We start from the raw sequence: 26,866 nt of genomic DNA, 5'->3' as shown, positions 1-26,866 counted from the left end.
TATGTTCCCGGTCGAAGCCCCCCGCAGCGCTTCGTGCCAGCCGCCGATGACTCGGGCCCGGCCCGATCCATGACGCGAAGGTTCCTTCGGCCCGCCGGCCCCTGAAGAAATTCCCGGACGCACCGATCATCGGACTCCAACCGCAACCAGTCAGATCCGCTGGGGATACCTTGCAAAGTCCACCCCGAACGCGTTCGCCACCACTTTCGCCGACCGCATGCCCGCGGCCAGTACCCGCCAGTAGAGAAACCGCCACTCACACCGATGATCGGATCATACCCCAGCCGGACAATGTCAGTAACACCCCTCATGGGAGCCCCGGCTCTCATGAGTTCGGCGCCGCCGGAAACACCCCCAATCTCATGAGACCCTCGATGAGGGCATTGCCGGTATCAGCGACGTGGTTACCGCTGAGCATCGTGAAATGATCTCCCCCGGTGTGCGCGATGGAGACTGTGCCGATCAGTACGTCCTGCCACATCCGTGCCGCCCATTCGTGCGCGTCTGGCAGGAAGCCATGACTGCTGTGGGGCTGGATGATGACGGCATCGGCGATCAATGGATCAGGGGTCGAAGCCGCAGCCTGCATGACATGTCGATACCGCATCCATTCTCGACGCAACTGATCTGGGGACGTGTGCCGCCGGACGGTGCGGACCACTTCATAGTACTTCTGCCATCGGTAATGCTCATCGAGTGATGTCAAGTACTCGAAGAAACGTTCGACAGAAGCCTCTGCCCCAACTTTTTGCAGGACGGGAACTGATGATCGACGTGGCGCACAGGGGCCCGACCGGGCGCGTAAGGCCCAGTTGAGGACCTCGACCAGCGTGGGTACCTCCATGCCGCTGGGAACGACAGCGTCCAGTGCGACCCCGAATTTGGTGAGGAACATGACTTCGGAGAGCCGGTCATCGGCCAGCAAGGGAACGACTTGGGGATCGATGAGCCCCAGCGGAGTAATCCGGTACCCGGCCTCAAGTAGAAGTCGTGCAGTTTCCATCGCGACCAATGCCCCATAACTGTAGCCGATGAGACTGTATTCCTTGGCCTCGATGTCCTTGAGCGATTCGGCTGTCAAAGTGGCGATTTCTCCCGTCACGACGTCAGTAGGCTGATTGATGAACCAATCGTCATCGGCGAGCGTCACGGCGACAATATTTCCCGAAGCCGAAGGAAGGATCGCGGCGAGCTGAGCCATCGAGACGCTGTCGACCAGAGAATCGCTGAAAAGCACCGTGAGACGTGGGGGCGCCGCCTGACCATCGCTTCGGTCTCGCAGCGGGGTGATCACAACGGTGGACTGCTCGGATTGCGAGGAGGCTGGAGCGTGAGTTCCTCGATCAAGCTCGGCGGCAGCGGTAGCAACGTTCTCCGCGCCGAGCAGGGCCCGCAGCACCGTTTCGAAAGAGACATTCGTCAATTCGGGTGTTTCGTCACGAAGTCTGCCGGCGACCGAAGCCGCGGAGATCGAATTGGCACCGAGATCGAACGGGTTCGCACTATGTGTCAGAGGTCCATCGAGACCGAGCTGCTCGGCCCAGAGCCCGGCGATCCGTGCGGCGATCGTCTCCGCCTCTGCGGGGAGCGATGAGGTCTCGAGGTCGGCAGGGGCAGCATTGCTCCCGCTCCGACCAGCTGCATCTTCACTCGCTACCGACGTCACGTTCGCAGCCAACGTCTTCTTGTCGATCTTCCCATTTCGGGTCAGCGGGAGTTCCGGCACGAACTCGATCTGCTGGGGCACCATCACAGCTGGCAGACGGCAGCTGAGGAATGACGACAGGGCTTCACGGGAGGCGGACGGGCTTCCAGCGCGCACCCGTGCGGCGAAGAACGCGAACCGTTCCGGAGCCAAGGCGCTGTCAGCGTCAGGAAGCGTGGCAATGGCACCACCTGCGCTCCCCAACAGCTGCGAGGCCCACCAGCGAGTGGGCGGGAACAAATCCAGCCGTTGACGACCGGTGTCACCCGGCCTCGTCATCAGGAAGATCTGGGACAGGTACAGCCACCATTGCGGACCAACAGGTTCGGAGAGCACGATCATCCCGTCGTCGGCGGCAAGATTCACGAGGCGCTGGAGGGCGCGGGGGCTGTCCCGAGCATTCTCCAGCACACCAAAGGCGCATACCAAGTCATAGGAGCGGCTTGCGAATCCCTGCCTGACGGGATCATGATCTATGTCGAGCGTACCGAAACGCCAGCGGTCGTCGCCGCCCCAGCGATGACGGGCGGCTGGGAGGAAGTGCTCTGACCGATCGGTGAAAGTGTATCGGAAGTCCGTGTTCGACAGTCCCGCCCTGACGTGTTCGGTCGTGCTCCCCGCTCCGGCTCCGATCTCTAGGACGCGCAGGGGCGCAGTCATCCCACGGTGCGCGGCGGCACGGGAGACGAGTGCTGTGATCATTCTGTTCCCCCACCGTATGCTGGCGCGGTCCTGGTGGATCTGCTCTGCGACGGCCGGGTTGCCTCCGGGGAGCAACAGCTCATGGGCGGAGGCCTGGCCCGACAGCAGCGCCGGGAGCCGGTCAGCGGAACGCCTGACGTAGCTGGTGAAGTGCCGGTAGTCGAACCCATGCGGGCTCAGGTGACTGACGCGCTCCCACAGTCCATGCAGTTCCGAGTCGGTGTGAGACACGAGTTCGCGACCGTCAAGCGCCCGCCGCCACACGTCGATGATCCACTCGTTGGCGGCCAGGACGGGCAACCCGGTCTCGACTCGATCTAGGGTTCGCGTCAAAGTGGCGATACAAGCCTTCTCAAGCGCAGCAGCATAGTTGGCGATACCATCCCTATCACTGGCATCGACGCATTCAGAGGCCTCCTTCGCGGATTCCCGAGCCCATTGCGGCAATGGATCATCACCAGCGATGACGGCGGGGACGACGAAGGCATGCAGCTGACGCTGTGCATCGTCGCCGGTGGCGACGACAGCGACCTGTTCGACGGCTTCATGGTCGACCAGAACACTTTCAATTTCGCCGAGCTCGATGCGGTGACCACGGATCTTGACCTGGTCATCAAGACGTCCGAGAATCTCTATCTCTCCTTCCGGAAGATAGAAGCCACGATCACCCGTTCGATACATTCTTCCGCGCGCAGGGTCATTGATGAAACTCTTCCGCGTCAATTCATGGTTTCCGCTGTAACCGCGAGCAAGACCGGTACCCATGATCACGAGTTCGCCAGGTACCCCAATGGGCGCATCTCGTCCGAGTGCGTCGAGGACAGCGAACCGCTGGTTCGCCAAGGGCCGGCCATAGGGCACACTGGCCATGAGCGGCTCATCGGGTGCAATGGGATGGGCTATCGACCATATGGCCGCTTCCGTGGCTCCGCCCATCGCGATGAAACGAGTTTCGGGGAAGGCGGCCCGCAGATCGCGAACGAGTTCGGGCGGAATGCGATCTCCGGAGAGAATCCACTGCCGGATCGTGCTGGGACAGGCCCCTCCGTTCTTCAACGATGTCAGCAGAAGCTGCGCGACCGCAGGTACCGTGTTCATGATCGTCACGCGATGCTCAGTCGCGACCTCGAGCCAGGTTGACGGAGCGATCACAGTGTCAGCCGGTGGAAGTACTACAGCAGCGCCCACGCTCAAGGGTCCGAAAAGATCATAGACCGACAGGTCGAACCCGAGGTCCGCTATGGCCAGCGTACGATCACCCTGGTCGAGCATGAAACGATTGTTGACGTCCATGATGGTGTTGACCACCGCTCGGTGACTGAGTTCAACGCCTTTCGGCCGACCAGTCGATCCCGAGGTGTAGATCACATAGGCGAGGTCGTCAGGGTCGGCGTCCGGGCGGATGTCGGGCAGGACACCGTTGTTCGCGGATGGAAGACTGTCCATGTCAATGATCGGGACGGCCTCGGTGACTCTGTGCCCGTCCGCGCACAAAAGCGCGACGACCCTGGCATCCTCGCATATGGTCATCAGGCGCGCATGGGGGTGACGGACGTCGAGGGGGACATAGGCCGCGCCGGCGATCAGAACACCAAGAACGGCCGCGATTTGATCTGGGGACTTCGGTACCGCGATCGCAACCCGGTCCCCCCGTCTCACGCCTGCGCCGGTCAATTCTGTCGCGACGGCTCTGGCCCGCCACAACAACTCCTCATAACTCACACGGACATCCCGTCCGAGCACCGCCGGCGCTGCAGGCGCGATCCGAGCCGCATCGATCACGAACTCGTGCAGCATCCCGACAGGCAGCGTGCGTCGTGTGGCGTTGGCCAGTTCGCGTTCTCGTCGCTGCCTCGGTGGAAGGTCAACCGGGGACGCCGACCATGAATCGATGTCACCAGCGAGAGAGCTCAGGGCATTGATGAACGCTGTGAACATATCGGCGGACATTCCTGCCGGGAAAACGCCTTCGCGCGTGTCCCAGTGCACGTGAAGACCATCGGCGTCATCCATCACCTGACAATCGAGGAAAGCCTGGGGCGTCTGGCTGATCGTGTATCTTATCACACCTCGCATCGCTGACTCGTCGCTCCTGTCGTCGTCGCCGACTCCGATGGCGCTGGTGAAGACGTAGGGCATGACTGCGGTCTCGCGGCCCCGTGTACGGGCAATCTCGCGCATCACCTCCACACCACTGAAGGAACGATGGTCCAAGTCGGTGAACAATTGCTCGAGCATTTCGCGGGCACGGACGTCGAACGGCCTCGTGTCTGCCCGGGTTTCGAGCAGAGTGACTGAGGTGAAATCCCCGATCACATCAGCCAGTTCTGGCACTTCCGGGGGCCGGTCAAGTACTGTCAGGTTCAGGCAGAAATGCGGATCCTCCGCCCACCTGCTGAGAACATCGGCATAGCAAGCCATGACTGCCGCGGTCGCGGTGAGTCCGTGCTCACGGGCATGCTGCTCCAGTGCCTGCCACTGCGGGCGCGGCAGGAGAAAGCTCTGGCCGTGCCAACGGGCGGCGGCCGAAGCCGAAGAGACCGTTTCATCGGGGGAATCCATCTGAATTGGCAATTGCGGCGCAGCCGGCAAATCATCTATTCTCTGCCGCCAGTAGCGGCAGGCGCTACGATATGCTTGGCCCTCGCGCCTGGCCAGCTCCCACAGAACGTAATCACGGAACTGAATGGATGATGTTTCGATCGGCGCAGGGCGACCCGCGTATTCCTCCTCCCACTCGCGGATGAGCCTGAGCAGACTGGCCCAGTCACCCACCAAGAAATCGAACGAGATGTGCATGGTGGTCGATGCCTCAGTCTCATCGGCCGCTGGCTGGGTGAGTTCGACCGCGAACATCGGCCATGAGCCGATAGGGTGCACGGAGTGGGAAAGACGGTCTCGGACCCGGTCCAACTGCTCCGCACGATCCTCAGGCGCACTGCTGGTCAGTGTGGTGACCGGAACCTTGAGTGGTGGCACGTCTGGGAGTACTCGCTGAAAGCCGGAAGCGTCGATTTCGACGCGCAACATATCATGCCGACCAATGAGGGCACGCCAAGCGTCTGCGACCCGGACAGGATCCAGTCGCGGATAGTCCACCTCACAGTAGAGATGGCAGGCAACCCCACCATAATCGAAGACGGAGGACCGCCCCATCAGATAGGCACCCTGCACATCCGTGAGTGGGAACGGTTCGAAACGATCATTTGGTTGTGGCTGAGGACCACTTTTGGCGCGCAACTGCTCAAGGATATCATCTTTGTGAATTCGTAACTGGGCGATCAAATCCGTGGTGACGATGCCACGGGGTGCCCGGTAACGCAACTGGCCATCGTCTTCCCACAGTGCGATACCAAGGTCAGCCCACTGATCAAGTAGTTCGCGAAGAGTCATCGTGAGTCCTCGTCCTTCTCCGAGATATGCGAAACACCGACAGCCGATTTGGCAGCAGCACGCAGACGATCCTGGAGAAGGACGCGTTGCGCGCTGTCCGCAGCCCCCTCCTCTGCCGCTGGAAATTCAGCACCGCCAGTGAGGTCCTCCCACAACCGAGCAACTTGGATCATACGCTGCGCATCAGCATGCGACGCCTCATCGAACATCGCAGTAATCTGGCTTGCTATGGCTGTCGGCCAGAGATCCGTGAATATTTCTGCATGTGTATGATTCGACCGGAACAACTCGGTGCTGGCAGCTGTCTTGACGAGACCCTCGCCCTCATACCCAGTGCCGTTCTTCGCTTTTCCTGACAGATGCAGGGTCGGGATCCAAAATACAGGACCGTGCACGCCGGCAAGCGTGAGCGTTCCGGTACTGGTGTGCACCGACACAGAGGGGAACCGTACGTCGTTGTCACTGTCGCAGGCGTCCAGTACGGTGGCGTACCGTACCGCGACCGGTGTGCCGTCGAGCGCGCCGCTTATCAGCTTGCCGTCCTGGCTCGGCTTCAACGAGACCGGCCGCAGGGACAGGCCGATCTCGGTGAGCAGTCGCGCCAACGCATACGCGGGTTGGATCGACAAGTATGCGTCAATTGCGAGCGGCCTGTCGAATGAGAGCAGTTCGCGGGCAGCTGCCCGGAACACCCGCACCGCCGGCAACCAGTGATACAGGTCGGCGACGGCGAACCGAGCACCGCATCGGCGTGCTGCTCGTAGGCACGTAGTGACGTCCTTGGTGCTGGCCGGAAGTTCATGCAGCACCGATATGCCTTTTTCGAGGAATTTCGCGGCAAGAGTGGTTCCTGAACCTCCAATACTGTCCGCCCGTACGATGACACAGACGAGGTCTGTGTCATCCGGGACGTCGTCCGCGGAGGTCAGCAGCGGTACGCCGTGAGCGTCAGCGATGCGTTGTGAACGATCGCTGCCCCGGGCCAGGAGGCCGATCACAACCGTATCCGGGTGACAACGTCGGAGTGCGGTAAGATACATCTGGCCGAAGGTGGAACCGGCGACCACAATTCTTCTGCTGTGCTGGCTCGCCTCCGCCATCACAATGCTCCCTCCTCCATGATGTCCGCCGCTGGATCCTGTGTTGTCACGAGCGTGCAGGCTGCACCGGGTTGCGTCAGCACGGTCAGGACTCGATCGGCGTCCAGGACGCCGGCGGCTGAGGCGCTACCGGCGGGAACCCTTCCGCCGAGGACCTCGAAGGCAGCCGCCGCTGCGACTTCCGCTGCGAGCACGCCCTCGCTCGGTGCATGCAGCATGACCTTCCCCGACTCGCCTTCCACGAGCATGACGACATACGGTCGACGGCCGGCGGCCATGGCCATGCTGGCGTCGTGCAGCCATGAGCTACCCGCCTCGAGGCTCATGCCTGTGGCGAGCATGAGCGTGTCCACGATGCCGTCGCCGACCATGGCGCTGTACCAGACGCCGTCAGAGATACCGGAATCACGGGCAATGGCTTCGGCATCGGCGTCAAGGTATGGAAACAGCGAGACCGGATCAGGAAACTCGTCGAGCATTGCATGCTCCTGCCGATGCGCCCCTCGGGAAACGCGTCGCCCATCGAGCCAGACCGCGAGCGGTTCGACATCGCCGTGTTCAAGACCTGCCAGGTAGTCTTCAGCGCCCGTCCGTGTGAAAATTCCTCTCCCCCCAGCGATGACTGTCAACCTTTGCGTGTCCGGATACCGCCTCAAGAACCATCGAGGTAGAATTCCTGATGCGCCAGGCAGGGCCCCCGCATGGAATAGGGCCGTCTGTCCGCGGGTATCGACCACAGGTAGGCAGCGGGTATCGGCCGGTCCGCCAACGTCCACATAATCCGCACCCATAGCCAGCACGGCTGACGCCATGGTCACTGCTCGGTCGTGTGAAGGGCCGGTTGCATTGACGACGACGTCGAGCCCGTCGGCAAAGCGAGCAAGATCCTCGTGATTCCGCACATCGCAAGCGGATCTTGCGATGTGCGTCTTGGACGGCGCCTCGCCGGCGCCGGCCGGCAGCGTGATCGCGTCGGGCCGGCGCGCCGCCAGTCTCAGCTCCGAGAGGCCTGCTGGGTCATCGGGCGCCCGCAACAAAGCTGCAACGATGTTTCGGCCGATATCGCCACTGGCGCCGAGCACTCCGATCTTGACGCCATTCACAGCACGCCCTCCTCATGCGTCTCGTGACCGGTTTCGGAGATGGCTGCATCGATCCGTCGCGCAACAGTGACAAGATGAGGGCGGGCGAACAATTCACGCATCGCGATGGTGACGCCATAGCGTTTCTGGACGGCTGCGATGAATCTCGTCGCTCGCAGGCTGTCTCCCCCCAGTTCGAAGAAGCTGTCCGTACGATCCTGCGGGGCCGTCCTCAGCAGCTCGGCCCACAGGAGGGCGATCTCGGTCTCGGTACCCGGGCGGATCGGTCCGGCCTGTCCTTCTGAGTGTTCGACGGATTCCGACCACAAACAATCGTTCGAAGTCTTCTGGGCACGAATCAGCACGGCCGGAGTGGGACCGACCGGGGTGCTGTTGGCTGGTAATCCGACAGTATCCAGCAGACGCAGCCAGGTCGCTTCGTCCTGGGTGGGCGCACTGATAGGCCTGCCCCTGGCATCGGTGAACCCGTTCTCCAGCAATCCTGCGATCAACATCCCCAAGGGCATGAGTTCGGTGTTCTCCATCGCGATCAGCGTCCCGCCAAGCCGCAACAGCGAGGATGCGGTTCCTACGGCGTCCATGGGGTCCGCCCACCGGTGCAGGCTGCTCACGGCGAGCACCGCATCGAACGAAGAGTCACCGGGATGCGGACGACCCGCCGGGAGAACAGTGCTAACGGCCCCGGCATGGTCCAGGGCCGCACGCAGGTGGGGGTTCTCCTGGGTTGCCCCACCGAGATCGACCAGCGCCAACGGTCGCCCGATCCGGTCGGTCTCCTCATGGAGGATGTCGCCGATCCGTTGCCAGACCGGCATCAAATCCGGCTCAGCAGCGACGAGGCGATTTGGCCGCAGTTCCGGAACCTCAAGAAGATCGGTTGGAGGCGCATCACCACTCAGCACATGCTGGATGAGGGCCTCATGGGTGATGAGTGCGACCACCATGCCCCGGACAGGCCCGTCCCAAGCGCTCTCACACACGTCCTGGGAAGATCTGAGCTGCCCCAGAGGGCGGAGAACCCCTTCGTCCGGGGCCAGGACGTCATGATCACGTAACCACTGGCACCACGTCGCGAGCAGCGGGCGAGCTCCTGAACCCATCCGAATCCGCGTCCACCACTGTTCCGCAGGTACACCGTCCGATGGCAGATCATCCAGGCGCAACCATCTCGTCAGAATGCGGGCAGCTGCCTCTGTCTCCTGGCTCCGACGTGTTTGCCAGCGCCGATGAAGGCGGTGGGAGGCCGAGGAGCTCCTCCTGGCATCGGGCACGATGGCTTCGACCGGTAGCGGTTCGGTCCACCGCGAGGAAGCGTCGGGGGCGGCCAAGTACTGCAAAGAAAGACGTACGCAATCGGTTACGGCGGTGAGAGGAGCAGCGTCCTGCTTCTTGGCACGGTCATGGTGCAGTTCCAAGGCCATGGAGTCCGCACGAAGAATGATGGACGCCGACAGATGCGCATTCTGGACACCGCCGACCCCGACCATGGTGAGCTCATCAGCAATACCGCAGTTTTCGGGGTCCGAGCCGGTTTCGAAGTCCGTTTCCAGCAACCGGGCAAGGAATGGGGCTGAGCGATCATCCAGCGCACGATGCGACCGGGGACTCACCTCGCGGCCTCCGATCGTCAAAGTGGCTGCGCTTCTGATTGCCGCGAGTGCATCGGCCACGACGATGACAGCCGCCGACAGGGCCGACCGTCCCAGCGGCCGCGTCAGATCGTTGAGCGTCCTCGTAGTCGCACTGTCGGCGATACATGTTTCGCCGTACTGCGGCTCATCATCTCGAGGAACAGGATACTCAACCATGGATCCGTCCTCCTTCCGGCATGGGCTTGAGGGCGGGCATGCGAAGCAGTTCCTGCGCGAGTTGAACGTCGGGGCTGTCCAAGTAGAAATGACCGCCACTGACGACGGAGATCTCCACCGGCTGATTCGAGACCTGCTGCCATCCGGCCACCCGGGATGGGTCAACTTCAGTATCTTGGTCACCAATGACGACTTTGACTTTCTCTATCCGGGTCTTGCTGAATCGATAAGCATTGAGCAGTTGGTAATCAGCCCGGACGATCGGAAGGAAGAATTCCCGCAATTCGACATTCCCCCAGATCGGAGCCGTGGCCGGATTTTGACGGATCACGTCGGCGACGATCTCATCATCGGTTCGTGGGACACTCAGATCCGCTGATCGGTCTGCCAACGGCGGGTTCTGCCCGGAGACGACGACAGTCGTGCGCACCGGATCCAGGAATGTGCCGAGTACAGCGGCCGTCTCGTAAGCGACGAAGGCGCCGAGTGAATGCCCGACCAGAGTCAAGGGTCCGCTCTCGTCGCTGAAACGAGCCACTAACTCGTGCGCTATGCGCATGGCAAGGGTGGTCATCTCGGTGAGCGGTGCCGCATCGATAAGGTGATCGCGCCCCGGATAGGTGACTCCGAACACGCGACAGTGCGGCATGGCCATGGCCAAATGAGTGAAGAAGCGAGGGGATCCGCCCGCGTGCGGGAAGAAGACAACAATTCCACCAGTCTCGGAATCGGCGCAAAGCGGTGTGACCAATCTCATATGTCTCCAGTCCGAATATCTTCGTCTGCCATACTCAGCACTCGTTCAATGAAATCTGTAAATGCCGTTGCGATGAAGTCCTCGGGAATCACCTGCTGCGGATAGTCCCAACGCACTTCCATCCTGTGTCGGCCTATGGGCATGACCTGGCAGTCGACGAGCACGGCCGGTGTTCTCGTATGCGTCCACGTGATACGCACATGGCCTCCTGCGAGATCCTCGGCCAAGGGAGACCCCAGCAAACTGGTAAAGACGACAGGATAACGCTGTCGCTGCGTGGTGGCGCCGAGGGCGTTCGTACCAGCATGAGCAATGGCTGCGCCCAGTTGCGCATGGATTTCACGCAGATTCATGCCAGGACCGCACTCACAGAGCGCGAGTTCACTGAATTGGCCAAGCGCATTCGGAGCCTCGGACGGTCTGTTCGCCGTCGGAATGTTCACTGTAAGCCGCTGCTGATCGGTCGCGGCAGCCAATGCCGCACTGTAGGCGTGGAGCAACACACTATTGAGTGTGACTCCGTGGCGTCGTGCAAGGTTCTGTAGTTTATGGGTGATCTCACCGTCGAATATTTGGCCGCGAGAATCAAAGACAACCGAGGACTCAGGAATGGCATTCATCGGAATGTTCGGAGCAGGCAGCACCGGAACGGCCATGCCATTGGACGCGCTGCTCCGCGTGAGGGCATATCGACGGAAAACATCAATGTCACGAGGAGACTCCGGTGTAGCGCCGTCGCTCATGACGGCTACGGCGAGATCACGAAGGATTGCGGCTACGCTCAAGGAATCAAGAGCGAGATAATTGAACACGAGTCCGAGCTCACCGGGATGCGCTCGTCGGACGAAGGCTCGCACAGCCGGCGCGGCGAAAGCATCGACATCAGTACGTCGCAGCAAGTCACGGAACTGATCGTCCGTAAGATCGAAGGGGATTTCGGCGAACTCTGGAGAGGCAGAGGTGATGATCCGTTGCCGCCAATCTTCGCTGCGCACAAGACGCAGCACCTCATGACAGGCGACAGTCTTGTCCAGTACCCGTTCCCAGCGAGTGGAAGTCGATGGATCATCGCTCCTGATGATCACCGCGATGCACGGGCTCGTGCATACCACTCCGGGGATCCCATCGGATCCGAGGGCATAGGCCAGCTGCAGTGGAGTCAGATCGAAGGACTCTTCACCTTCCACATCCAGGTCGGGTGCGGGGTCGCCTGTTTCGCTTCGCAGAGAGCAGTTGCGCCAGAAGTCATCGAATCGAGGATGCCTGAACAATGTTGCGATAGAAGCCTCAACGCCCGACAGGCGCAGAACGGCGCACACCCGTGCTCCGGTCAGGCTGTCGCCACCCAAGACAAAGAAATCGGCGTCATCGACTATTTCCTCAGAAACATCGTGCATGCCGAGTTCATGCTTCCACACCCAGCGACACCACTCGGCGAGTCCGAAGGAGGACAGCGAAGCGTTTTCAGCTGCGGCGCGTTCACGCCAGCCGATGCGATGCGTGGAAGTCTTGCTGGGAATGGAATCTGCGTCATTGGTCCCCGCGTCGGACCGGCAGGTGTCGGCGAATGCAGTCAGGACGGGGGCGCGGAAGAGATTGGCGAGATCAGCGTGGAGCCCGGTCTCGCGAAGTTGAGCACACATCCGTGTCGCTGCCAGTGAGTCGCCACCAAGGGCGAAAAAATTGTCATCGGCGTCAACCGGACGACCAAGCACCCGTGCCCAAGATTCCGCAATCATCGACTGAATGGAGCCGGCAACGAGACCAGGGGACGGTTGTTCCCCCTGATCCTGCTCAACAAGAGCCGTGACCGCGCCACGGTCCACCTTTCCATTCGCGGTCATCGGAAGATGCGTGATTGGCCGGAACACCGCAGGAACCATGTACCAAGGAAGGCATGAGGCCAAGTAGGCGGTCAACTCTGACGAATCAGGCGTCGGAGGGCTGTCGGCAGGTACATAAAGTACCGCCAACGCCGACCGATCGCGGATCGGCACGACTGCTGCGGACGTCACTGCCGGATGATCGCAAAGCCGGGACTCCACTTCTCCGCACTCGACCCGGTGTCCACGGATTTTCACCTGCGTGTCCTCCCGGCCGACGATGAAGAGCAGTCCCCCGCGCCAAACTCCCAGATCGCCTGTCCGGTACCAGCGGCAACCATCCGGCCCCTCGACGAATGCATTCGCAGTACGTTCAGCATCTCGATAATAGCCCTGAGCCACTCCGACCCCGCCGATCATGAGTTCGCCTATGCATTCATCGGGTTGGTCACGACCATGAGTATCGACCACACGATATTTCTGACCCGCCAAAGGTCTCCCGTATGGCACCGACGGCCAGTCCGCCTGCAAATCTGCCGCATCGCTGACGACATACTCGTTCGACCAGATGCTCGCTTCAGTGGCACCGCCCATCGCGATGAATACCGATCCAGGTGACAGAACGCGCGAACGGGCGGGTAGATCCAGCGAGATCCTGTCACCGGAGATCAGGAACTTACGCAAACTCGGGAGAGTGTCATTGGCGGCAATGAGCATTTCCAAGAGCATCGGCACAGAATTCCAGACAGTGGCCTTGGAACGACGGACGGTCTCTCCCCAGCAGAAGGGGTCACGCGTCTCAGACTCCCCCACGATCACCAGACGAGCTCCTGCATCAAGTGCGCCGAAAATATCGTAGACGCTCAGATCGAAATCGATCCCCGACACCCCGAGGACGGCGTCGTCCGGACCAATGCCGTTGCGTGCATTGATGTCCGTGATCGTATTGGCCGCAGCTCCATGCGCGATCGCAACACCTTTGGGCTCGCCAGTGGAACCCGACGTAAAAATAACATAGGCGAGATCATCCGCGTTTCTCGGGATGGGGTGTTCCAAGGGGAGCGTGTCCTCATCCGCAAGAAATTCTGCAGTCACCAGGAGCGACCACTGGCTGCACCGGCGAATCCGGTCAAGTCTCGCCTGCGGCGCGTCAAGGGCGATTGGCAGATAAGCACACCCCGCGTAGAGCGTGCCAAGGATCGCGACAACCTGGTCGATGCCCCGCGGCAATTGCACCGCGACGAGTCCTCCTGGTCGAACTCGTCGCGCTATGCGCCCCGCGAACACCAGCGCGCGACGGTTCAGCTCAGAATTAGTCAGTACGGCATCCTCGTCGAAGACCGAATGCGTGTACCGTCTGGATTCCTCGATTGCAATAGCTGATGGTCGTTCAGCGACCTGCCGACGGAATCCGGCATAGAGCAGCTCCGAAGATGTCGGAGGAGTCGAATTCAAAATTTTTCGAGCATTCGCCTGTGAATTCGGCAGACTCGTACACGGGCGTCCGCATTCAGCGACTTCGACGAGATTCTGAATGAACAGTTCAAATATCGCCTCAGCGACATGGACAGGAACTGCTGCAGTTCGGATATCAAAAGTGACCTCGACGGTGCTCTCATCCAGGCGAAAGAGTCGACAATCGATCGCGCTCTGCGGCGTCTGGCACCAGCTGCACGGCCGGCCCAGCACCTCGAGAACCAGAGGAGTGAACACTGCCATCTTGGGTGAATAAGTGAATACGCATCGAGAGGCCGCGACCGGCGCGTCAGCAGCCTGTGCCTCTCTCATTTCGGTCATAACATCCCGGTGCTCATCGATTCGCCGACGCAAATCAGTCGCAGCGGACAAAACTTCCTGTTCGAAGTCAGCTGCCGCGAACGCGCGATGCGCATACGCGACCGTCCGATCTGCGACAACGGCCTCAGTTCCTCGAATATCCAATGCCGCCACAGTCACACAGAAATCATCATTGGCGGACCAGCGGCGCAGCGCGTGCTCGTAGACGGCCAGAATCAGGCTGGCCAGCGAAACCCTGAATTCATCCGCCCGCGCATCGAGCTCATCCCACAATTTCCGGTCAAGTTCACGTCGGAGCGTCATCGTCTCCACATCAGTGGTGGCGGTCTCGCTCAGATGTGTCAGCTCAGGACCGGGCAGCAGAGCCGGGGCATTGTTCTCATATCGGCCGACGCGGCGTGGCCTGGAGCCGGCTCGTAACGCATCATGAACTGCTCCGATGGATTGGAGGAATTCACCAGAATGCTTGTCCTCACCGCTGTAGACCTCGGCCAGTTCGTGCAGAACGACACCGATTGCAGCAATATCGACCGCCGCGAGCGAAAACACCAAGTGGAGTACGCAGTCATCCCCGCCCGCCGTACTGAGAGCAACCCCCCAATTGATGCCGCGTCCAATGTCGATCGTGGCGTGCATCAATCGCTCACGGATCTCGTTCCTCCTGTGATCGGGGTCTGTCTGCACGTCGAGGACGGCTACCTGAGGAGCAGGCGCGTCCCCATCCTCGAGCAGGGCCTCATCGCCCAGCACGAAAATGCACCTCAGGGCCGCATGGCGGTGAACCCTGTCAACTGCTTCCTGCAACCGCTCCACATCGAAGCTGCGACCACGGAACTCAAAATAGGCAAGGCACTCCATCCCGCCCAGTGGGAGTTCAGGCATGCGCCCCACGGCATATGCCCTCTGCAACGCGGTCATCGCCGCACCAGGTTCTGTCAGCGCGCACGGCACCCGCTCGCCCATCGCTTCCCCCTCGGCCGTTCTCCTTCGGCCGTTGTGTCCGCGCAACTCTTGCGCTTTGGTCAGCCTAGCCTATTGAAACTTGAACTTCGTGTCCATCCCCTTCGACCCGATTCACAGGCTTCGACCCGATTTCACAGGGTTGTCCCGAAGCCGTCCTCCGACCGCCCGGGCATCACCCGGTCGGATCGTGGGGTTCGCCTCGAGCCGCCCCGGCGGTCGGGGGGCTCGGCGCGGACCGCCCGGCGGGGCCCGGTGGAAGAGAAAAGCGCACGTACTGGCCCGAACCGGCGCCCAGGCCGTAGCCTCGTGCCATGAGCTATGTTCCTGCCGTGCACTCAGTCGACAGCGGCTTGGCGAAGGGGGCTGCCATCGCGGCCATCGTCTACCACGGCCTGCTGCTCCTGTTGACCGAGATCATCGTGCTGTTCGCCAGTACGATCCTCTCCACCGTGATGAGCGAGCTCGGCGCCGAGCTCCCCCCGGACTTCACCACCACTGACCTCACAGGCGTCCTCGCCTTGGTGGCCGTCATCTTCCTCGTCGCCCTCGGCATCCCGATCGGCCTGTCGGTCTGGATGTTCGTCGCGGCCCGGCACGGCCGGGCCGGACAGGTGCTCGCGGTGCTCATCATCTTCTCGGCGTTCACTGCATTCCCCTTGCTCCAAGCGGTGGTGAGCACCTCCTCGGGCACGAGCGATGCGAGTTCCCTGCTGGCGTTCCTGCCCTGGCTGACGATCCTCGCCCTCGGCTGGCTGGGGTGGACGCGCATGAGGCAGCCACCGGTCCCGATGTCCGGCCAGCAGGGCTACAGCCAGCCCTTCCCCGCGCTGCCGCCGCAGCCCGGCGCTTACGGCGCCCCGGCCCGGCCCTACGGCTGGCCCGCCAATGGCCCGTACGGCGATTCGCACGGCCAGAGCGCACACGACCAAGGCTTCGGTGACGCCCAGCCGCCGATCCAGGGCCATGACGACTCGCCACGCCGCGGCTGGTGAGAAGAGGCTGGCCCGCGCCCCGCAAGCCACAGCCTCACTGTCAGAAGACCTTCAGTCCCCGCTCGCGGAAGGTCGCGCGAGCGGCCTCCAGCTCATCCTTCGAGGGGGTCGGCGTGTTCTCGAGCCTGTAATCCAGACCCAGGTCGTGCCACTTGTCGCGGCCCATCTGGTGGAAGCCGAGCACCTCGGTACGGGTGACGTTGGGCCAACCCGCGACGATGTCGGCCACCTTGGCCACATTGGCGGGGTCGTCGGTGAGCCCGGGCACGTCGACGAAGCGGATCCACGCCTCGGTGCCCTTGGCCGCCAGGCGGTCGCCGAAGGCCAGTGTCGGGGCCAGCGCCCTGCCGGTGACCTCCTTGTAGAGGTCCGGGTCGCCGGACTTCACGTCGAGCAGGACCAGATCGATGTCGTCGAGCATCTCGTCGGTGCAGGCGGCGCCGAGGAAGCCGGAGGTGTCGATGCAGGTGTGGACGCCCATCGTCCTGGCCCCGCGCAGCAGATTGGCCGCGAAGGAGGCCTGCATGAGCACTTCACCGCCGGACAGCGTGAGGCCGCCTCCGGTGGCGCGGAAGACTCCGCGGTAGCGGCCGATGCGCCCGAGCATGTCGTCCACCGCCACAAGCTGGCCCCTGGCCATGAAGAAGGTGTCGGGGTTGTGGCAGTACTGGCAGCGCAGCGGACAGCCGGCGAAGAACACCGTCATGCGGGTGCCGGGCCCGTCGACGGCCGTCACCAGCTCCCAGGAATGGATCGACCCCGCGGTGCCGGTGTGCATCGCCTCCAGACGCGCGCCGCGGGGCAGGTCCTCGGTGGTGACCCCATCGAGGCCCGCCCCGTGAAGGCGCCGGATCGGGGACCTGAACGAGTTGTCCCCGACCGGCGCGATCGTGTCAGCGGTCATCAGCTGCCCGGGTGTCAGGCCGACTGGTGGAAGGTGCGGCTCAGCACGTCGAGCTGCTGCTCCCTGGTGAGCTTGACGAAGTTCACCGCGTAGCCGGAGACGCGGACGGTGAGGTTCGGGTACTTCTCGGGATGTTCGACGGCGTCCTCGAGGGTCTCGCGGTTCAGCACGTTGATGTTGGCGTGGTACAGGCCGTCGGTCGTACCGGTCTCTTCGCGGTTGGCCTTCATGTCGGCCACGCGCTGCGCGTAGGTCTTCACGGACATATCGGTATCTCCTAAGCGGTTGGTAGGTCTCTCAGTACTCGGTGCAGTCGTTCGGCAGGAAGCCGGCGTCGAGGATGCCGACCAGGTTGGCGACCTGCTCGTCCTTGTCACGGCCAAGACCGGTTGGGGTGATGGTGTTCGTCAGCGAGATGCCGTCGAGTGCATCGTTGTAGTCCAGCTTGCCTACCGACAGCATAGAGGCGACCATGCCGTGCGTGTCCATGCCGTTCTCCGGGTTCGCGCCGGGCGCAAAGGGCGTGCCCTTCTCGTGGCCGGAGGGGAAGGCGCCGGTGGCCTTGCCGTAGACGACGTTCGAGGTGATCGTCAGCACGGACTGGGTCGGGATGGCGTCGCGGTAGAGCTCGATCTCGCGGATCTTGCTCATGATCGTGTGGACGACGGTCGAGGCGATCTCGTCGGCGCGGTCGTCGTCGTTGCCGTACTTGGGGAAGTCGCCCTCGGTGACGTAGTCGACCACGAGGCCGGTCTCGTCCCGCACCGGGGTGACCGTGGCGTACTTGATGGCGGACAGCGAGTCGGCGACGATCGACAGGCCGGCGATGCCGCAGCCCAGGGTGCGCACGATGTCGGAGTCGTGCAGGGCCATCTCGATGGCCTCGTAGGCGTAGCGGTCGTGGCAGTAGTGGATGATGTTCAGAGCCTCCACGTAGGTGCCGACGACCCAGTCGAGCATCTTCTCGTAGCGCTCCCAGACGTCGTCGAAGTCGAGGGGGCCGTCGCCGGACACGGGCTCGAAGCCGTCCGCGACGAGCTTGCCGCTCATCTCGTCGCGTCCGCCGTTGATGGCGTAGAGCAGGGCCTTGGCCGAGTTCACGCGGGCGCCGAAGAACTGCATCTGCTTGCCCACGCGCATCGGGGAGACGCAGCAGGCGATGGCCGCGTCATCGCCCCAGTGGGCGCGGATGTCCTTGTCGGACTCGTACTGGATGGCGCTGGTCTCGATCGAGATGGCGGCGCAGAAGTCCTTGTAGCCCTTCGGGAGGCTCTTGTCCCAGAAGATCGTGATGTTCGGCTCGGGGGCCGGGCCCAGGTTGCGCAGCGTCTGGAGCAGGCGGAACGAGGTCTTGGTGACCATGGCGCGTCCGTCATCGCCGAAGCCGGCGTCCGACCAGGTGGCCCAGTAGGGGTCGCCCGAGAAGATCTGGTCGTAGTCGATGGTGCGCAGGAAGCGCACGACGCGCAGTTTCAGGACGACCGCGTCGATCATCTCCTGGGCTTCGGACTCGGTGATGAGACCGGCCCTCAGATCGCGCTCGAAATAGCAGTCGAGGAAGGCCGAGAGGCGGCCGATCGACATGGCGGCGCCGTCCTGGGACTTCACCGAGGCCAGGTAGCCGAAGTAGGTCCACTGGACGGCCTCCTTGGCGGTGCGGGCCGGGCCGGAGATGTCGAAGCCGTAGCCGGCCGCCATCTTCTTGAGCTTCTTCAACGCCTTGATCTGCTCGGCGTGCTCCTCGCGGTAGCGGGCCCAGTGCTCGCTGAAGGGCTGGTCGACGACCTTGTCCTTGTCGGCCTGCTTCCACTCGATCAGCTTGTCGACGCCGTAGAGGGCGACGCGGCGGTAGTCTCCGATGATGCGACCGCGGCCGTAGGCGTCGGGCAGGCCGGTGATGATGTGGGAGCTGCGGGCTGCGCGGATGCGCGGCGTGTAGATGTCGAAGACGGCGTCGTTGTGCGTCTTGCGGTACTTGGTGAAGATCTCCTTGACTCTGGGGTCGACCTCCTTGCCGGCCTCGCCGATGGCGGTCTCGACCATGCGCCAGCCGCCGTTCGGCATCATGGCGCGCTTGAGCGGCACATCGGTCTGCAGGCCGACGATGACGTCGTCGTCCTCACTGATGTAGCCGGGGCCGAAGGCGTCGACGTCGTTCGGGGTGTGGGTGTCGACGTCGTAGACGCGGCGCCTGCGCTCCTCGTTCAGATAGTTCTCCTCCAGGTGATCCCACACGCGGAGGGTCTTCTCCGTGGGACCGGCGAGGAACGACGCGTCGCCCTTGTAAGGGGTGTAGTTGCGCTGAATGAAATCGCGCACATCGATGGCTGCCGTCCAAGGGCCCTCGACGAAGTCGTGCCAGGGGTTCTCGGTCCGGACGGAGTCGGCTTCAGTGATTGTCACGAATTGCCTTTCTAGTTGGATCGGTGCACCGCAGGGGATCTTCCCTCGGTCGTACCTCGAGCCGCGAGCGGACCCTGCCAGTATGACATTTCTTCGGGTGGCCCCGGTACTTTTCGCGCCTGCACGCTCGGTACCGGCGTTCGCGCTGATACGTTCAGGTTAGGCTTGGTTGCTTCTTGCGTCCATCGCCCGCCCGCCCTTCGGACGCACGTCCGGGCATGAGGCCCATCTGCCGGAGTGAGAGCCGTTTCGCCCGAGGAGAAGCACCCAGACCGGCGGATGGCCGTCATGACCGACCCACTGGACGGCGGCTCCAGCGGCCGGGAGAGCGGAGAACCGGGCACGCGGCGGCCGCTCCGCAGGATGTGGTGAGGATGAAATACGGTGGGGAGGGGAACCGTTCAGCACCGGCCACGATGTCCCCGGGGCAGGAGGCGCCATGAGTGGGAGCACCCCGAACGAGCGGATCGAGGCCGCAGGCACCGGCCGGGACGCCACAGAGCAGATCCAGCAGGCGATCGATGCCCTCAGCGCCTCCGGTGGCGGCGTGCTGACTCTGGCGGCCGGCACTCACGCGGTGAGCGGTGTGGAGCTGCGCTCGGACGTGCACCTGGTGCTCGCCGCCGGTGCGCTCCTGCAGGCCGTCCCCGCAGTCGATCTGCCCGAGCGGACGGTCTCGGTGGCCGAGGAGTCGCGTAGCGCGATCGTCTACGCCCGCGGCGCCGACAACATCTCGATCAGCGGCACCGGAGTCATTGACGGCGCCGCCGGATTCTACCTGCACGGCCTGGACGGGCACGGCTACATGACCCACGAGCGCCACCGCCCGCGCGTCATCGTGCTGGAGGGCTGCTCGAACGTGGAACTGCGCGGTTTCACCATCCGCAATGCCCCGATGTGGACGCTGCACCTGGTGGCGAGCACCGACTGCCGCCTGAGGGATCTGACGCTGCGCAATGCGCTGGACGTGCCGAATACCGACGGCATCGACATCGACACCTGCTCGCGCGCGCAGGTCATCGGCTGCGACATCGCCGGCGAGGACGACTCGATCTGCCTCAAGACCACCGCTCAGGCCTGCCCGGCGCTGACCCGGGCCTGCGAGGACATCGAGATCCGCGGCTGCCGCTTGCGCTCGCGCTCCAGCGCCGTCAAGATCGGCTCGGAGACCCACGGCCCGATACGCCGCGTGCGCGTGAGCGACTGCGAGATCGTCGAGTCGAACCGCGCGTTCGGCATCCAGTCGCGCGACGGCGGCGAGATCACCGACGTCAGCGTCACCGGCCTGCGCATCGACACCCGCCTGCAGGGCCCCACCTGCTGGGGCTCGGCCGAGCCGGTGCACATCAGTTCCCGCGCCCGTCTGGCGGGCAACCGCCCCGGCCGCGTGGACGATGTGCGCATCAGGGACGTGAGGGGCCGCGCCGAGGGCGCCATCGTCATCGTCGGGGAGGCCGCCGGTGACATCGGCGCCATCGAGCTGAGCGGCATCGACGTGGAGCTCGTCGCCGCCGAAGGCGTCATGGCAGGCACCGCTGATCTGCGCCCTCCTGTGAATCCCCTGGCCAGAGCGGGTACGGGCATGGATAATGCCTACCACGTGGACGAGGGCGAGGACCGCCCGTGGGGTGTGGAGGAGATCCCCGGCTGGCCGGTCGGCGTCTTCACCCGGATGGCCGGGCGGGTGAGACAGGACGATGTGAGGGTGGCCCGCAGGGGTTGATCGCGCCGCCACCGGACGCCGAGCGGGCTGCCCCGTCGCGGCGGCGATGAGCCCGGGCCGTGCGCATCCGGCCGGATCCCGATGCCCCCGTCACGGCGGCGGAATCCGAGCAGCAGGCATCCGGCTGGGCCGGCGATCTTCTCGTTAGACTCGCCGGCATGAGCAATGACGCCCTGACCGGTGGGAACGAAGTCGTTCTGTGCGTGGACGGCGGCCAGACCGGAACCCGCGCCCAACTGAGGTGCGACGGTGTCCCGGTGGCCGAGAAGTCGTATCCCGGCGTGGTGAACGATCGCCCCCAGATCCCTCAGCTGGCCGAGTACGTCAATGATGCGCTGCGCACCTTCAACCGGCCGTGCCCCACGGCCTCGGTGGGTTCGTCCGGCCTGGCCGATGACGCCGATCCGGCCGAGCTGCTCTCGCTCGTGCGCAGCGCGGGCGTGAAACACGTCTTCCTGGCCCACGACTCGACAACGGGCTATCTGTGCGCGGTAGGCGACGAACCCGGGGTCGTCGTGGCGGCCGGCACCGGCGTGGTGACGCTGGCCGTCGGCACCGGAGACGTCGCCCGGGTCGACGGCTGGGGCTATCTCATCGGCGACGCCGGGTCGGGCTACTGGATCGGGCGGGCCGCTTTCGACAGGGTGATGCGCGCCCACGACGGGCGCGGGCGGGCCACGGCGCTGACCGGGTTCATCGAGCAGGACTTCCCCGATCTGGAGAAGGCCTATCTGGAGCTGCAGGCCGACGAGCACAAGGTGAGTCGCATCGCCTCGTATGCCCGAACGGTCGCGGGCCTGGCCACCACCGACCCGGTCGCGCGGGCCATCAGCACCGAGGCCGCCGATGAACTGGCCGTCGCGGCGCTCGCCGGGCTCCACAGGGTGGGACAGGACGAGCGCCCGGACCCGGCAGTGGGCATGCTCGGGCAGGCCTTCCGCAACACGGTACTGCGCGAACGCTTCGAGGAGCTCATCCGCGGACAATTCACCGCGGCGCGAATCATCGATGCCAGTGGCAACGGCCTGGGCGGCTGCTTCGCCATGGCCCGCCTGAGCACCGATTCGGCCCTGCGCCAGCGGGTGCACGAGGCGCACACGTGATTCCGGACCGGCGTTTCCGGCACCGGTAAACCCGCTCGCCAGGCCCGGCCCCGCTACAGCGAACCCACCGGTTGCCGCGTCGGGCGACCGTCCCGATGACGGCCGGGCGCGGCTGCCCGTGCATGGACGAGGCCGTCGAGCTCGTCCAGACGGCCGGTTGAGCGTCCCGGCCGGCCCGGGTGCGGGTGGTCCCGGGGTCCGCCGGAGGCGGCGGGTTCTCCCCGGTTCTGCCGGGACAGCGGCCCGACCGGGGCTCCGCGCGTGCCCGTAGCGGCTCGCGGGGACGTGGCGGGCCGGTGGTGGCCGGCGGGTGGTGCCGGTGTGCCGGTTCGTCCCGGTGCCGGTGGGTCGGGCGCTGTGCGACACGGACAACCGGGACGGGCCGCTGGCCGACCAGTTCCGCAGCGAGACGTGGCCGTCGGCGAACGCGGTGAAGCAGATGGTCGAGCAGGGCAACGAGCTCCAGCACAAGACGATGCAGGCCTTCAGCGCCGGCGGCACCTGAACAAACCCGACAGACGAATAACGAAGGCGGCCCCGGGGGTTGTGATCGATTCGACATGCGACCACCCGAGGCCGCCCCGTGGAAGGCATCCATCGAGGCGCCACTCCCCTCTTTCATTCTCTTGCATGGCCGGCATGAAACAGAATCGTATTTTGATGGATTCAGTGCCACCTCTCGGATGTGATTGGGACACGTGGGCTGATGTCGTCCCGGAAGGGACCGCTGTCCGGATCAGCCGGAAGAAGCGTTCCAACATCCTGTGCCGGCCAGAACGAGGGCCGAAGCGATCCTGCGCGCCTCCCGCGGCGTCGACGTGGGCATCATCGCTGAGATGGTCGAGCGGAGCGGGAAGACCGTTCGGGAATGGTCTTGCCGGCTGGCGGACCAGCAGGATGTACCGGATGCCGACGGGGCACGCGGGGAACCAGAACACGGGCGGAACCCCCGATCCCAGGAAGAAGACCCCAGGAGTGCTCTCGCCCGGCCGCCCCTCCCGGGGCCGGCATCCGCACAGGGCTCTGGGGGGATGTCCCGGCCCCGTACGACGCGGCCAGGATCCGGCTCGACGCCGAGTACCGGTCCGGCTCCTCCCATCAGCTTCTCCTGAAGTCCTGCAGGATGAGTTTCAGGCCGTTCGATCCGTTCGTACATCACCGGCCGCGCCTCCGACCACGACCTCGAACACCTCCCCACCCTCGAACCAACAACCGATCCTGTTCCAGGACGACCATGGCACAACCGGCAGACGGACCACCCGGGCTGACACGTACCCCCGATTCATCGAATCATCTCAGCTGTGAACAGAACAGCAAGCACCCGAGCGAGATCGTTCTGTCCAGAAGATCTCGGCTCTCGCAGGCACTACCCGAAAGAACGTAGGGCGCCTCGCAGAACCTGTCGGATGTACTCGGCATTCTCGGCCCCAACACCCAGCCAGTCAGAACCATAGTGCTCAGTCATGAAAGGTCCTCGGAAGCCCACTTGGATCGCCCGACGAATCACGGCACGATAATTTATCACGCCATACTTCAGGGGAACCGGCGCAGAAACATATACGCCATGCTCCTCATCCTCGTCACGGATATAGCTCTTGATGTGCCAGTAATTCATGTATGGGAGAAGCTTCTCATACATCTCCTCGCCCTTCGGCATCGGACGATGCAAACGGATCAGATTGCCGAGGTCGGGGTTGATGCCAACGGCGGGATGATCAACGTCCCGGTGGAACTGCAGAGCACCCTCAACCGTACCGATGAAGGTGTCTTCGTACATCTCAAGAGCGATCTCAAGACCCAGGCGCTGGGCATGATCACCGAGTTCACGCACGCGCTCCACCGCAAGATCATAAAGCGCCGGGTCGTCATGGTGCCCCTCGGCCAGCCAGAACCACAGAGCCTTCTTCTGAGGCTCCGTGAGATCCTGTTGGAAACCGATGTTGACGATCGTGGCACCGAGGGCCGACGCGCGATCGATGGTCCGATGCACCAGGGCAAGGTTGTCATCGCCGCGGTCGGCATCGATCACGCTGTTGCGCCCGATCGACATGGCCGGACATGCCAGGCCGGTCTCATCGAGAAGCCCGCGGAACCGAGCGAATCTCTCCTCGCTGATATCAGCCAGTGGGATCCAGTCATCCATGGGATCGAAGTGCTTGAACCCGAGTTCGGCAACCTGGATGAGCTGGTCGCGCCACACCTCGGGCGGGGCCTCAGCCATCGGAGTGCCGTCCTCGGCGAACGAGCCGAAGTTCATCTTGCATGCGATGGGCCATGCCTCTGCTGTGTACATGTGGTCCTCTCCGACCCTAGTCTCGTGACTGTTGATCAATACCCGTATCATAGATCATATAGGAAAAGTACGCGAGCCTCCGCCAGAAGTTTGAGCACCTTGTCACCCTGCCGTCCCCGACGCAGAAACCATGGAGGTGGTGGGTGAGACGCCGCCCGCATCGATGCTGCACACTCGCGCAGGCAGTCCCGGCGGCCTTGGGATCCAGCCGATCAGCAGCCCCACCTGACTGACCGTGCCCTTCGGCGGCGCCGTGGTGCTCGTCGGCGTCACCGCCCTGTCCCCCGACCGGTTCGGTCAGGCGCGAGGCGACCGCCCGACCCGTCCCCGCCCGATCTTGATCATGCTGTGGGCCCCGCGCCCTCCAGGCGAGGGGCCCACCGCCCGACCGCCCGTCAAGGGCCGACGGGCGAACGCACTTGTCGGCCGCCGTCCGGGGATCATCCCCCGATGGGTGCGCGCGCCTGCGCGCGCACCCTCTTCAGCCGGTGCATGACCTCATTGGCGCCGCGGCCGAAGTAGTCGTACAGGGCGCTGTACTCCTTGTACAGCTGGTCGTACCGGTCGGCGCGGGTCTCATCGGGCAGGTAGACGTCCTCCTCCTTCGAGCCCATGGCCGCCGAGGCGTCCTTGACATCGGTGTACCGGCCCGCCGCGACAGCGGCGAAGATCGCCGAGCCGAGGGCGCCCGGTTGATCGGCCGTGCCGACCGACAGCGGACGACGGCAGACATCGGAGAGGATCCGCATGAACAGGCGGTTCTTCGTCAGCCCGCCGGCCACGACGAGCTCCTTGATGTCGATGCCCACCGAGACGAACGCGTCGATGATCGTCCTGGCGCCGAAAGCGCAGGATTCCAGCAGCGCGCGGTACTGGTCCTCGGGCGTCGTGGTGAGCGTCTGGCCGAGCATGAGGCCGGACAACTGCGCGTCCATGAGGGTCGAGCGATTGCCGTTGTGCCAGTCCAGGGCCACCAGGCCGTGGGCGCCGACCGGCTGGTCCTCGCACTTGCGGGTGAGCAGTTCGTGGACCGGGATGCCCAACTCGTCGGCCTCGGCCTTGTAGCCGGCGGGCACGCAGCTGTCCACGAACCAGGCGAAGATGTCGCCGGCGGCCGTCTGGCCGGCCTCGAACCCCCAGGAGCCGTCGACGATGCCGCCGTCGACGATGCCGAAGATGCCGGGCACCGGAACCGGGTCCGGCCACGACAGCAGATAGCAGACCGACGTCCCCATGATGGCCGTCATGACGCCGTCCTCGACGCCCCGAACGGCCGGGCCCGTGACGTGGGCATCGATGTTCCCGCTGGCCACGGCGATGCCTGCCGGCAGGCCGAGTCTCTCGGCCGCCTCCGCCCGCAGCCCGCCGACGTTCTCGCCGAGCGGGAGGACCGGCGCGTTCATCTTCTCGTCGTAGACGTTCTCCAGCCCCGGGTTCACCTGGCGCAGGAACTCCCTGGACGGATACCTGCCGTTCTGGAGGATCCGCTTGTAGCCGGACGATCCCGCGGCGAAGGTCAGGCGGCCGGTCAGATGCCAGGTGAGCCAGTCCATGGCCTCGCAGAAGACATCGGTTGCGGCGTACACCTCGGGCGCGCGTTCGAGGGTCTCGGCGACCTTCGGCAGCAGCATCTCGGAGTTGAGCACGCCGCCGTAGCGGCGCAGCCACTCCTCGCCGCGCGCAACGGCCACCTCGACGATGCGATCGGCCTGCTCGACGGCGCCGTGGTGCTTCCACAGCTTCACCCAGGCGTGCGGATTGCCGGCGAACTGCGGCAGCGCGCACACCGGCGTGCCGTCCGCCTTCGCGGCGACGACGGTCGCCGAGGTGAAGTCCAGGCCCACCCCGATGATGTCGGCCGGGTCGACGCCCGAGGCCTCCACGGCGGCGGGCACCGTCGCGTAGAGGGCCTCGAGATAGTCGCCGGGGTCCTGCAGCGCGAAGTCCGGGGGCAGCGTCTGCCCGCCGGCCGCGGTCAGCTTCGTGTCCATCACGGCATGCGGGTACTCGCACACCGCCGTGCCGACCAGCTCGCCATCGTCGACGCGGACGACGGCCGCGCGGCCCGAAAGGGTGCCGAAGTCCAGGCCCACTACGTACTTGTCTGTCATCTGCTGTGCTCTCCTCGTTGAGCGACGCGGGGCGGAGCCCCTGGACGGCCCGGCCGTCCTAGGAATGGGAGGGGGAGGCCGTGCCGGGCCCCTGGGCCCCGCACGGGCGGCCGGCGGGCGAGGCCTGGGTCCCGGGGCGCCGGCCCCGGCAGCCGTGGGGGGCGCCCAGCCGGGCGCCCAGCGCGG

General features: G+C 64.1%; 15 protein-coding genes. 4 read left to right on the top strand and 11 right to left on the bottom strand.

Annotated features, from left to right (window positions below; genetic code table 11):
* Positions 1-325: 325 nt before the first annotated feature.
* Genes R2N01_RS02645 through R2N01_RS02620 form a run of 6 tightly spaced genes read right to left on the bottom strand, consistent with a single transcriptional unit; the run spans position 326 to position 15,151 of the window.
* Positions 326-5,800, bottom strand: a complete 5,475-nt coding sequence (locus R2N01_RS02645; RefSeq protein WP_316668182.1) for a non-ribosomal peptide synthetase — start codon at positions 5,798-5,800, stop codon at positions 326-328.
* Entirely contained in the window at positions 5,797-6,900 is a 1,104-nt protein-coding gene (locus tag R2N01_RS02640) for a Gfo/Idh/MocA family oxidoreductase (protein ID WP_316668180.1), read from the bottom strand. The genes R2N01_RS02645 and R2N01_RS02640 overlap by 4 nt, the downstream gene beginning before the upstream one ends.
* Entirely contained in the window at positions 6,900-8,003 is a 1,104-nt protein-coding gene (locus R2N01_RS02635) for a saccharopine dehydrogenase NADP-binding domain-containing protein (RefSeq protein WP_316668178.1), read from the bottom strand. Before R2N01_RS02635 ends, R2N01_RS02640 begins: the two co-directional genes overlap by 1 nt.
* A complete protein-coding gene (locus R2N01_RS02630) occupies positions 8,000-9,811 on the bottom strand; it encodes a phosphopantetheine-binding protein (protein ID WP_316668176.1) in 1,812 nt (603 codons plus the stop codon). The genes R2N01_RS02635 and R2N01_RS02630 overlap by 4 nt, the downstream gene beginning before the upstream one ends.
* Positions 9,804-10,568, bottom strand: a complete 765-nt coding sequence (locus tag R2N01_RS02625) for an alpha/beta fold hydrolase (protein WP_316668174.1) — start codon at positions 10,566-10,568, stop codon at positions 9,804-9,806. Before R2N01_RS02625 ends, R2N01_RS02630 begins: the two co-directional genes overlap by 8 nt.
* Positions 10,565-15,151, bottom strand: a complete 4,587-nt coding sequence (locus tag R2N01_RS02620; RefSeq protein WP_316668172.1) for a non-ribosomal peptide synthetase — start codon at positions 15,149-15,151, stop codon at positions 10,565-10,567. Before R2N01_RS02620 ends, R2N01_RS02625 begins: the two co-directional genes overlap by 4 nt.
* Positions 15,152-15,462: 311 nt before the next feature.
* Here R2N01_RS02620 and R2N01_RS02615 point away from each other — a divergent pair, with 311 nt between their 5' ends.
* Positions 15,463-16,143: a hypothetical protein gene (locus R2N01_RS02615; RefSeq protein ID WP_316668170.1), complete on the top strand. Its 681-nt coding sequence runs from the start codon at positions 15,463-15,465 to the stop codon at positions 16,141-16,143.
* Between the two features lie 40 nt (positions 16,144-16,183).
* On the opposite strand, the gene pflA is transcribed toward R2N01_RS02615, so the two are convergent.
* From pflA to R2N01_RS02600, 3 genes are read right to left on the bottom strand one after another with little or no spacing between them, the layout of a single operon-like run.
* The gene (gene pflA, locus R2N01_RS02610; RefSeq protein WP_316668168.1) at positions 16,184-17,047 is read right to left on the bottom strand and encodes a pyruvate formate-lyase-activating protein; all 864 of its coding nucleotides are present in this window, start codon (positions 17,045-17,047) and stop codon (positions 16,184-16,186) included.
* A 14-nt stretch (positions 17,048-17,061) separates the two neighbouring features.
* A complete protein-coding gene (grcA2, locus tag R2N01_RS02605; RefSeq protein WP_316668166.1) occupies positions 17,062-17,313 on the bottom strand; it encodes an autonomous glycyl radical cofactor GrcA2 in 252 nt (83 codons plus the stop codon).
* A gap of 31 nt (positions 17,314-17,344) precedes the next feature.
* Positions 17,345-19,450 (bottom strand): pyruvate formate lyase family protein, encoded by a 2,106-nt coding sequence (locus R2N01_RS02600; protein ID WP_316668165.1) that lies wholly within the window; start codon positions 19,448-19,450, stop codon positions 17,345-17,347.
* Positions 19,451-19,889: 439 nt separating this feature from the next.
* Between R2N01_RS02600 and R2N01_RS02595 the strand changes: the two genes are divergently transcribed.
* The 3 genes from R2N01_RS02595 (at position 19,890) to R2N01_RS02585 (ending at position 22,781) form a co-directional block, all read left to right on the top strand.
* Complete coding sequence (locus R2N01_RS02595; protein WP_316668163.1) at positions 19,890-21,173, top strand: glycosyl hydrolase family 28 protein; 1,284 nt, start codon at positions 19,890-19,892, stop codon at positions 21,171-21,173.
* A gap of 158 nt (positions 21,174-21,331) precedes the next feature.
* Positions 21,332-22,276, top strand: coding sequence for a BadF/BadG/BcrA/BcrD ATPase family protein (locus tag R2N01_RS02590; RefSeq protein ID WP_316668161.1), 945 nt, complete (start codon positions 21,332-21,334; stop codon positions 22,274-22,276).
* Between the two features lie 337 nt (positions 22,277-22,613).
* Positions 22,614-22,781, top strand: a complete 168-nt coding sequence (locus R2N01_RS02585) for a hypothetical protein (RefSeq protein WP_316668159.1) — start codon at positions 22,614-22,616, stop codon at positions 22,779-22,781.
* Between the two features lie 861 nt (positions 22,782-23,642).
* On the opposite strand, the gene R2N01_RS02580 is transcribed toward R2N01_RS02585, so the two are convergent.
* Entirely contained in the window at positions 23,643-24,569 is a 927-nt protein-coding gene (locus R2N01_RS02580; protein WP_316668156.1) for a sugar phosphate isomerase/epimerase family protein, read from the bottom strand.
* A gap of 440 nt (positions 24,570-25,009) precedes the next feature.
* A complete protein-coding gene (locus R2N01_RS02575) occupies positions 25,010-26,680 on the bottom strand; it encodes a ribulokinase (RefSeq protein ID WP_316668154.1) in 1,671 nt (556 codons plus the stop codon).
* Between the last annotated feature and the right edge of the window lie 186 nt (positions 26,681-26,866).

The sequence above is a fragment of the uncultured Propionibacterium sp. genome (assembly GCF_963539965.1).
GTDB lineage: Bacteria > Actinomycetota > Actinomycetes > Propionibacteriales > Propionibacteriaceae > Propionibacterium.
The sequence above is the reverse complement of the archived record's forward strand: the minus strand, read 5'-3'. Positions and strand labels throughout refer to the sequence as shown.